Below are 2137 nucleotides of genomic sequence, written 5' to 3'. Positions count from 1 at the left end.
CCGGCTGTTTAATTGGGAAGGGTAATCGACATGACAGTTCTACTCTCGCTGGCTGTGGAGATAAACTTCACGTGATGGTTATCCCTTGCCCGACAGTTTATGGCACACTAAGGCCAGTTCGTTTTTTTGTCTTAATTATCAGGAAGTAAATGTTAACGCTGACTCGCCAATTGGTTTCTCTTGATATGGTTTGTACTGAATTGGCTGATTACAGTGGTAAGTTGCAAGCGGCTAATCACGTGGTGCCTCAGGCCTACGTGAATTTGCTAAAACAATTCTGCATTGCAATACAAAACCTCAGCCTGATAGCACAAGACTATAGCCAACTGGTATTTGTGGCTGAAGTAGAAAAATTTGGTTTAGCCCTGCCCATCAAAAATAAACGCATTCTGTCGGTTTACCTTAGATTGATTGAATACGTGATAGATTTTTATCTGGCAAGTGAAAAAATCGCCAGCATTAGGGATAAGCTATTTGATGATAATGCTGAAAAACGTTTAGACCTATTACAGGTACGCGCCATAAAAGCAAAAGCGCAATTTAAAACGGTAGTACACGCTCTCGGTAAACGAGAATACCAGCAATTTGCCCATCACCTTGCTTTACCTACATCAGAATGGGGATGGGACGTGCTACGTTTAGAAAGTGAGTAAAACCAGTACATCTTCAATAAAAGTACAAATAACAAAGCCTAGGTAAATACAATGAAAAAAATAGTTAAAAAATTACATGGCTTGATGCTGATGAGTTGCGTAGTGTTCAGTGGCTTAGTGCAGGCTAGCCAGCCTATTCCTGCGCTGTGGTTTGAAACGTTCAAACAACAGGCTACCTCAGAGCAGCTATACAACTTTTTATATTTGCTGCCAAAAGGCGGCGATTTACATCATCACTTGGGCGGTTCAAATTTTAGTGAATGGTGGTTTGAATTAGCGAGTGAGCCAAAACGCAACGGCGGGTATCGCTATTATACGCAACTTTTTGCTCACTCGTGCCAAAATGACAATAGCACTGAATACGTGTCTATCGGCGATTTTTTGGCTTTTCGCAATATCCAGCACAGCCACTATCAACAACTGAGTGAGTGCGAGCAGTCCCAATACAAATTACTCAGTGACCTGAGCGCGTCTGAAAAACAAGGTTGGCTAAATAGCATACGATTAGATAAGTCGAACGAAGGGCGTAACGAATTTTTTGAAAAACATTGGCCCCGTTTGAATGAGTTAATGTTCAACCCTTATATTCAAGCCGAGATGTTAGTTAAAAACATGCAAGCTTTGGGTCAAGAAAACGTGGTGTATCTTGAAACCCAAATTGGTGCGCGTAATATGCTACGCGCCGACGGCACGTCGTTTTCTGCCGAACAAGTGGTAGATATTTACCGCAAACGCTTAACGCAAAAAGATGCGAGAAGTTCTGGGGTTACCGCCCGCCTGCAATACACATTGTTACGTTTTACGCCGGATGCCGAGCAGCAGTTAGAATGGATTTACCGATTTGTAGACAAGCATCGCGACCTATACGTGGGCATTAATATGGCGGGCCGTGAAGATAACGACAAAGGCTATCCGCTGCGTTTTTTGCCTACTTTGCGTAAACTTCGCTCAAGCTTGCCGGCTATTGATTTGTCGATCCATGCGGGTGAAGTCGACGAACCCAATTTTCATGTGCGCGATACCTTACTGCTGGGTGCGACGCGCATTGGGCACGGGCTTAACTTAATTGATGATCCGCAAACCTTGTTATTGATGCGCAATGGTCAAGCGCTAGTTGAAATTAATTTAGTCAGTAATTTATTGCTCGAATACGTTGATGACTACCAACAGCATCCTTTTCCTGAATACTTACGCACGGGTATTCCCGTTGCCTTATCAACCGACGACAGAGGTATGTGGGATTCCACCATGACCGATGAATACTTTATCGCCGTTAAAGAATTTAATTTGTCATGGCAAGAGCTCGTAAAACTGGGAGAAAACTCGCTGAAATACAGTTTTGTGGATGAAGCCACTAAGCAGCGATTGTTAGGGCAGTACGAGGCGAGAGTTGACAAATTTGTCAAAGACTTCAAACACCAAGGTATGTCACTGTTAAAAGCCACTAAGGCTGAAAAACGGGGTTTTATTTGTCAGCGTTATGC

At 43.2% G+C, this 2137-nt stretch carries 2 protein-coding genes; both read left to right on the top strand.

Annotation, left to right across the window (positions count from 1 at the left end):
* Positions 1–149: 149 nt before the first annotated feature.
* A complete protein-coding gene (locus NWQ57_RS16425) occupies positions 150–653 on the top strand; it encodes a hypothetical protein (RefSeq protein WP_306023248.1) in 504 nt (167 codons plus the stop codon).
* Between the two features lie 51 nt (positions 654–704).
* Positions 705–2137, top strand: a 1433-nt coding sequence (locus NWQ57_RS16420) for an adenosine deaminase (RefSeq protein ID WP_306023247.1), incomplete at its 3' end; no start/stop codon positions are given.

The sequence above is a fragment of the Paraglaciecola sp. genome, assembly GCF_030730205.1.
GTDB lineage: Bacteria > Pseudomonadota > Gammaproteobacteria > Enterobacterales > Alteromonadaceae > Paraglaciecola.
Note: the sequence above shows the minus strand (reverse complement) of the source record. Positions and strands in the feature narration are given on the sequence as shown.

Excerpts from the sequence above, each read along its gene's own strand:
- NWQ57_RS16425 (WP_306023248.1), top strand. The coding sequence starts at position 150 with ATGTTAACGCTGACTCGCCAATTGGTTTCTCTTGATATGGTTTGTACT.